Genomic DNA, 7,849 nt, shown 5'->3' on the forward strand with positions numbered 1-7,849 from the left:
TTCCGACCGGGATGCCGGCGCTCTCCTCGGAGGCGCCGGCATCCCGGTCGGAACGGCTTGCGGGTCGGTCAGTTCGTCGTGCGGAAGGTGGCGTCGGCGCGTTCGGTCGCGGTGGCGATCGGGTCGAGGCGCAGTTCGTAGGCGTAGTGGCGGATGTAGTGGTCGGGGTGGTTGACCGATTGGTACGACGACCAGGCCGGGTCGGCGAGCCCGGCGACCCTGCGGAAGGTGGCGTCCTGGGCGAACTGGGCGCTGCCGTCGTTGCGGACGAGCTGGAAGTCGTAGTTGAAGTGGCGCAGGTAGTAGCCGGGGTAGTTCACCGACTCGAAGGAGACGGTGCCGGTGCCCGCCAGGCCGGGGCGCGGCCGGAACCGGGAGTCGTCGGCCGGGTTGACGTTCGGGTCGATACGGGCGTCGAAGTTGCTGTGCCGGACGTAGCGGTCCTGGAAGTTGTACGACTGGAGCCGCTGGGCGGGGGTGTTGGGCCAGCGGGCGAGCAGCCGGGTCTCCTCGGCGGACGTCAGGTTCAGGATCCAGCCGTGGCGCTTCTTCGTGCCGCCCATGTTGTAACTGGCCGACGACTGCCTCTGATAGGCGGCGGGGTTGGACGGGTCCGTCGTCAGGACGGGCATGTAGCCGCCCGACGAGGCGTACTGGTCGAGGTAGAGGCCCCACTTGTTGGTGCCGTTGAACTTCATCCACATCGGGCCCTCGACCTGCGAGCCGGTGAGGCCGATCCCGGAGAGGTCACCGAGCCTGGTCCACGTCCCGAGGACCGAGTTGCTGCCTTCGAGCGTGATCTGGCCGTCGCCGGAGGCCCGTACGTAACGGTAGTTGCCGACTCCGGACGGTACTTCGACGATCTGGGTGTCGATGATGCCCTGGGTGCCGGGGCGGTCGATGTAGAGCTGCGGGGTGGTGATGCTGCGGAAGTCGGTGGTGCGGGCGTAGTAGATGCGGTGCTTGAGTACGCCGTTGAGGGTCGCGTTCGTCGCCCAGTAAAGGATGTAGTCGTTGGTGGCCGGGTTCCAGATCGCTTCGGGCGCCCAGGCGTTGCGGCCGTCGGGGATGGCGCCGGCGACATTGAGCAGCCACGGCTCCGACCAGTTGACCAGGTCCGTCGACTCCCACACCACGAGGTTGCGGCTGGCGTTGTTCACGGCCTGGTCCCAGTTCTGGCCGCAGTCGATGCACAGGTCGGTCGCGATGATCCAGTACTTGCTCCCGTCGGGAGAACGCACCACGGCGGGGTCGCGCACCCCGCGCGTGCCGACCGTCGAACGCAGCGTCATTCCACCGCCGTTGAGGTCGTTCCAGTGCACGCCGTCGGTGCTGTGCGAGAAGTAGAGCTGCTGCCCGGTCGCTCCCTCGCCGATGAAGTGCGCCATGAGGTAGCCGGGATCGGCGGCGGTGGCCCGCTGTGGTGCGGCCAGGGACTGGCCGGTGAGGAGGAGGCACGCGGCGAGCAGTATCGCCGCCAGCCGTGCGCGAAGCGCGGACATGGCCGACATGTACGTCTCCTGTCGTTCCGTGGGGGGAAAGGGGAGGTGGCCCGGTTGTCGCGCGATGCGGGAAAGGTGGGGTGCGGGTGCCGAGTTCCCGTGCGTCCGGGGCGAGTTGTCCGATAAGTCGAACGATGTTCGTGAAGTCGGGCAGACGCTAAGTCCGGGGAGCGGGAGGCGTCAATACCTCCGACGTTCATGAACCGGGGGGCCCGGGAAGGCGGTTGAGGGGTCGGCCCTATAGGTTTCCGAAATGTTTCGGGTGGCGTGTGAGAAGTATTGACACCCGCATGGCCGACTCTTACCTTCCCTTCAAGCGAACCGGTTCGACGCCGAAATGCCCATCCACTCGGGGTATTTGACTCGATCGGTCCACTTTTCGTCACGAGTGAAGTGAACCGGTTCGCTCGAAGGAGGAGTACCGTGATCCATCGCCGCCCGAAGCCGTGGTTAGCCGGCGCGCTGGCACTGCTCACCGCGCTGGCCTGTGCACAGGGACCCGCGTCCGCGACAGACGGCCGCCCCTACACGAACCCCCTCAAGCCGGCGAAGGGCGCCGATCCCTGGCTGGAGTACTACGACGGCGACTACTACCTCGTCACGACGACGTTCACCGGTGTCCTGGGCATGCGGAAGTCGCCCACCCTCGCGGGCCTCGCCACCGCTCCCAACGTGCAGATCTGGTCGGACACGACCCCCACCCGCAACTCCAACATCTGGGCCCCGGAGATCCACTTCTCCGGCGGACACTGGTACCTGTACTACAGCGCCGGGCAGAGCGGCACTCCGTGCTGCGGGGCGGAGGGCACCCAGCGCACGCATGTCCTGGAGAGCGCGGGCACGGACCCGATGGGCCCCTACACGTACAAGTCGATGATCACCGGCTCCGAGCTCTACCCGGCGAACTGGCTGATCGACGCGAGCGTTCTGCGGGTGAACGGCCGGACGTACCTCGTGGGCAGCGGGAGGACCAGTGGCAGCATGCCGCCCAGCCTGGTCATCGCCGCGATGAGCAACCCGTACACCGTCAGCGGGAGTTGGAGCGTCATCTCAAAGCCGACGCTCGGCTGGGAGACCCGGGGCGCGCCCGTCAACGAGGGCCCGGAACCTCTCCAGCGTGACGGCCGTACGTTTCTCGTCTACTCCGCGAGCGCCTGTGACACCCCCGACTACCAGTTGGGCCAACTGGAACTGACCGGCACCGACCCGCTGAACCCCGCCGCGTGGACGAAGAAGCCGTCGCCGGTCTTCCACCGCGATGACGCCGCCGGCGTCTACGCCCCCGGCCACAACGGCTTCTTCACCTCGCCCGACGGCACCGAGAACTGGATCGTCTACCACGCCAACGACAGCGCGAACGGCACCTGCGGCAACGGCCGTACGACCAGGGCCCAGAAGTTCACCTGGAACGCCGACGGCACACCGAACCTCGGCACGCCCCTGGCCGTCGGCACCACCCTGCCGGGTCCCTCCGGGGAGACGGCGGCCACCCCGACCGCGTACACCCTGGTGAACCGCAAAAGCGGCAAGTGCCTGGACGTGTCGGGCAACAGCGGCGCCGACGGCGCGAACATCCACCAGTGGACCTGCCACGGCGGCGCCAACCAGAAGTGGCGGATCGAGGACCTGGGCAACGACACCAACCGGCTGGTGAACGTGTCGAGCGGCAAGGTCATGGACACCGCGAGCTGCGGCACGGCCGACGGCACGGACATCCGGCAGTGGTCGTGGCTGAACAACAACTGCCAGAAGTACCGGTTGGTGTACACGGCCACCGGTGACTACGTACGGATCGTGAACGAGAACAGCGGCAAGGTCGCCGACGTCGCCGACTGCGGCACCGCCGACGGCACCGACGTACGCCAGTGGACCTGGCTGAACAACGACTGCCAGCAGTGGCGGCTGGTGCCGGTCGGCTGACCGCTGTCGGTCGTCGGCCGACAGTCGACGACCCTTGCTGCGCCGCGCGCAGCCCACGCTCGCCCCGGGTACCCCCTGCCCGGGCGTCACCCACCCCCCTCTGGAGACCTCGTGCGTATATCCCGCAGACCTGACCTGCCCAGACGCGACGGCAGGCCCGGCTCCCCCGGAAGCCGCCGCCCGCGCAGGACCACCGCGCTCGCCGCGCTCCTCGCGTCGGTCGCCGCCCTCGCCCTGCCCGGCACCTCGGCGCGGGCCGCCGACACCACCGTGGCCGTCGACTTCGCCACGGCCGGGGGCGCCCCCACCTACCGGGCCTCGGGCACCCTCTACGGGATGACCGAGAACGGCTCGCTGCCCCAGGACCACTTCTACCGGGACATCAAGTGGAAGTTCATGCGGGCCGGCGGAGCCCAACTGGACAACCCCGGCGGCTGGGTCGCCGGCAAGTACGACCGCCGGTGGAACGCCACCCTGGCCCAGTACAAGCGCACCAAGGCGCTGGGCGGAACGTTCGTCCTGCTGCCGCACGACCTGTGGGGCGCCGACGGCACCAGCATCCCCACCTTCCCCGGTGACAACGGCGACTGGTCCCGCTTCGACGCCTTCTACGACCGGCTGCTCGGCGATGTGAAGGCCGCGGGCATGACCGACATCGACTGGGACATCTGGAACGAGCCCGAATGCCGCCAGTTCTGGGGCTCCGGCCAGCCGCAGTACCTGGAGATGTGGAAGCGCGCCTATCGCAAGATCCGCGCCGCCATCCCCGGCGCCGTCGTCGTCGGCGCGAGCGGTTGCAGCAAGCCCTCGACAGGCAACACCTGGTGGAACACGTACCTCGACTACGTGAAGGCGAACAACGTCGCCCCCGACATCTACAGCTGGCACGATCTGCCCGGCGACCCGGTCGTCGACAGCAACGCCATCAACTCGATGCTGGCGGCGCGGTCGATGACGACGAGCCGTCCCTTCCAGGTCAACGAGTACGGCAACGGCGACGAGCAGAATCCGGGCCGGGGCGGCTGGTACATCTCGCGGCTGGAGCGTGCGGGCGTGGACGGCCTGCGCGCCAACTGGGCGTCGGCGGCCAATCTGCACGACTTCGAGGCGAACCTGCTGACGAAGTCGGGCAGTCAGTACCTGCCGCTGGGGGAGTGGTTCCTCTACCGCTACTACGGCTCCCAGACCGGGAACGTCGTGAAGGTCACGCCCGGTGCGAACACCGACGGGCTGGCGACGAAGGACAACTCCGCGCGGAACGCGAAGATCCTGCTGGGCAGCAACGGCAACACCGGCACGGTCACCGTCGCCCTCAACCGTCTCGACACCACCTCGGTGGTGGAGAACGGCCGGGTCCGGGCGGTAGTCCAGCGAATCCCGAACAACGGCGGCGGTGCCGTGACCGGACCGGTCACCGTCTCCGACCGGACCCTGTCCGTCGGCGGCGACTCGGCCTCGGTGAGCGTGCCGTGGACCGACTCCAAGGACGGCTACACGGTCACCCTGCTTCCGCCGTCGAACACGACCGTCTCCACGGTCGCGGTGGCGCAGCACAGCGGCCAGTGCCTGGACGACACCAACCTCAGCACGGCCGACGGCACCCAGTACCAGCAGTACTCGTGCGAGGGCGGCTACCAGCAGATGCTGGACCTCAAGCCGGTCACCGGCCGGGCGAACACCTACACGGTGGTCAACGAGCTGAGCGGCAAGTGCCTGGACGTCGCGGGCGCGTCCACGGCCGACGCCGCCGCCGTCATCCAGTACACCTGCAACGGTGCCGTGAACCAGATGTTCACCCTCAACCCCGTCACGGCGCTGGGCAACAGCAAGGACTACCAGCTGGTCGCCGTCCACAGCGGCAAGTGCGTGGACGTGAACGGGAACTCGACCACGCCCGGCGCGAAGCTCCACCAGTGGACCTGCGACCCGGCGAGCGTCCTCAACAGCAAGAAGAACCAGATCTGGCGCCTCCAGGGCATGGGCTGACCGTCGTACCCACCCCCGCGCCGCCCGCGCGTCGGGCGGCGCGGTGCATCCCGGGCCGGGGTCAGGACGTCAGGACCTTCTCCTTGGCGTGCTGGAACTCCGTCTCGGTGATGACGCCCCTGCTCTTCAGATCGGAGAGCTTCTTCAGCTCGTCGGCAGTGCCGGCGGAGGCCGACGGGCTCGGCTGGTAGTACGCGTCGAGCGACGCCTGTCGTGCCCTGGCCGCCTCGTGCTCGCGCCTGCCCATGTCACGGCCCCGGGCGATCAGGTACACGAAGATGCCGACGAACGGCAGGACGACCACGAAGACGGTCCACCCCGCCTTCCCCCAGCCGCTCATCGAGTCGTCGCGGAAGACATCGACGATGACGCGGAACAGCAGGACGATCCACAGGATCCACAGGAAGATCCACATCAATGTCCAGAACGCGCCCAGCAGGGGATAGTCGTAGGCCAGATACAGGTTGCCGCTCATGGTCGTCCTCCTGCCCGTGCCGTGCCTCGCGGCGCGGCGGTGGTCCCGGGTCGCCCGCCGCACTACGAGTGCAGGGCGCGGACCCGGCCGGTGTGTACGGCGTCGGTGAGTGCCTGGTGGTCGCGTTCGTTCTGGTCCGCGTAGTGCTCGGCGAAGACGGCGAGGGCACGGTCGAAGGAGTCGCCGCCGCCGAGATAGGCGCCGATGGCGATACGGTCCCCGGACCGGGCGTGGGCGCGGGCGAGGGTGGCGCCGCAGAGCTCGCCGAAGACGCGCATGTCCTTGGGGGTCATGAGCTGGGGTGCGGCGATGCCCTTCCAGTCCCGCAACTGGCGTACGTAGAAGTCGCGTTGGCGTCCGTCGATGCCCCTGACGCGGGCCCAGCCGAGAAAGATGTCACTGGCGGCCTGCATGAGACGCTGCCCGGCGACGACCCGATGGCCCTGGTTGTCGTAGGCGCTCGCCCCCGCGAACGGGGCCAGCACGGACCGGTCGGCCTCCTTGGCCTGGAGCAGCAGCGGATCCTCGTCGTCCCGGCCGAGCAGCAGCATGATCCAGCAGCGGGTGCCCACGCTGCCGACCCCGACCACCTTGCGGGCCGTGTCGACGAAGCGGAACTGGTGCAGCAGATGGCGGCGGTCCGATTCCAGGCTGTGACCGTAGAGCTCGATCAGGTCGCGCAGTTGTTCTTCCAGGGCTTCGCGTTCGACGTCCGGCAGCAGGTCCTGGAGGGGCACGATCAGGGGCGGGTCGGGGGCGATCCGGCGTTCGCCGTCCACCACTCGCGTCAGCTTCTCGAACGCCTGGACGCTGTCGCGGCCACGTGCCTTGGTCATGGCCCGCCGGGCGCGCTCGCGGGCCGCCGCCCCCACCTTCCGCTCGGCCATCTCCCACAGCGCGTCCGCGTCGGCCTTGGCGTACCAGACGGTGAGGTTGCCCAGGCCGGCGAAGAGGCGCATCCGCTCGCGGTAGGACCGTACGGTGGTCCGTACGACGGTGGCCCGCTCGGCGTCCGTGAAGCCGTTCTCGCGTCCGGCGATGGCCAGGCTGGCGGCGAGCCTCTTGACGTCCCACTCCCAGGGGCCCGGCAGGGTCTCGTCGAAGTCGTTGATGTCGAACATCAGGTGCCGCTCGGGCGAGCCGAGCAGCCGGAAGTTGAGCAGATGGGCGTCCCCGCACAGTTGGGCGGTGAACCCCGAGCGGGGAGTGTCGGCCAGGTCACCGGCCATGATGGCGGCGGCGCCCCGGTAGAAGCGGAACGGGGACTCCAGCATCCGGCCGTAGCGGATGGGGATGAGTTCCGGCAGCCGGGTGGCCGACTGCGCCTCGACGACGTCCACCGGGTCCGGACGTTTCACGGACGGCTGGTACTCCTCGTGCGCCGAGCGAGGTGCGTCCTTTCGCGCGGCCCGGCCCAGCGCGGCCCGCTCCTTCGGATGCATTCCGCCGTTCGTGTCGAGCACGACCATCACGCCTCCTCCAGAACGGAGTCCCGCTTCCCGGGGGGACCTTTGCCCCGGTCCGGTCCCGTTTTCGGCCTTCCCACCGTTCCACACCGCGCACCGGGCGGCATCTCGGAGGTGGAGAGGCGGCCCGTGCGGGGCGGACGAGCGGGACGGGCGAGCGGGATGGGCGAGAGGGATGGGCGAGCGGGATGGGCGAGCGGGACGGCCTGGTTCCGGCCGTCCCGCGCGGTCATGGCTCCGTCGTGGTGGGGTCAGCGGTGGGCGAACTGGACCCGGGTCGGCTGCACGACATTCGGGCGCACGGCGATCCCGTTGACGGTCAGTTGCTGTCCGTAGATGTCGGTGAGCCTGATCGACTTGCCGCATCCGCTGCCGCTGGGGGAGAGGAAGTAGTTGTAGCCGGTACGGGCGAGCTTGCGCCAGCCGCCGTTCACGCGGACCTCCAGGCGGGCGAGCGGGTTGCGGTGGCCGATGGCCTGGATGCCGCACCAGTACTGGCT

At 68.9% G+C, this 7,849-nt stretch carries 5 protein-coding genes and 1 pseudogene; 2 read left to right on the forward strand and 4 right to left on the reverse strand.

The genetic code is table 11. The annotated features are described in order from the left end of the window. Positions 1-68 precede the first annotated feature (68 nt). The gene (locus AOK08_RS10590; protein WP_055525235.1) at positions 69-1,502 is read right to left on the reverse strand and encodes a glycoside hydrolase family 43 protein; all 1,434 of its coding nucleotides are present in this window, start codon (positions 1,500-1,502) and stop codon (positions 69-71) included. 423 nt (positions 1,503-1,925) lie between these two features. Here AOK08_RS10590 and AOK08_RS10595 point away from each other — a divergent pair, with 423 nt between their 5' ends. Both AOK08_RS10595 and AOK08_RS10600 read left to right on the forward strand, forming a co-directional pair. Further along, positions 1,926-3,422: a family 43 glycosylhydrolase gene (locus AOK08_RS10595; RefSeq protein WP_107100916.1), complete on the forward strand. Its 1,497-nt coding sequence runs from the start codon at positions 1,926-1,928 to the stop codon at positions 3,420-3,422. Positions 3,423-3,533: 111 nt separating this feature from the next. Next, positions 3,534-5,408 (forward strand): RICIN domain-containing protein, encoded by a 1,875-nt coding sequence (locus AOK08_RS10600; protein ID WP_241826905.1) that lies wholly within the window; start codon positions 3,534-3,536, stop codon positions 5,406-5,408. A 61-nt stretch (positions 5,409-5,469) separates the two neighbouring features. Here AOK08_RS10600 and AOK08_RS10605 read toward each other — a convergent pair whose 3' ends face one another. From AOK08_RS10605 to AOK08_RS10615, 3 genes and pseudogenes are all read right to left on the reverse strand, one after another. After that, entirely contained in the window at positions 5,470-5,883 is a 414-nt protein-coding gene (locus AOK08_RS10605; RefSeq protein WP_055525233.1) for an SHOCT domain-containing protein, read from the reverse strand. 62 nt (positions 5,884-5,945) lie between these two features. Next, the gene (locus AOK08_RS10610) at positions 5,946-7,352 is read right to left on the reverse strand and encodes a DUF2252 domain-containing protein (protein WP_055525234.1); all 1,407 of its coding nucleotides are present in this window, start codon (positions 7,350-7,352) and stop codon (positions 5,946-5,948) included. 248 nt (positions 7,353-7,600) lie between these two features. Beyond that, a pseudogene (locus tag AOK08_RS10615) lies at positions 7,601-7,849 on the reverse strand (expansin EXLX1 family cellulose-binding protein); the annotation flags it as partial.

The sequence above is a fragment of the Streptomyces graminilatus genome (assembly GCF_001418565.1).
In the GTDB taxonomy this organism is placed as follows: Bacteria; Actinomycetota; Actinomycetes; order Streptomycetales; family Streptomycetaceae; genus Streptomyces; species Streptomyces graminilatus.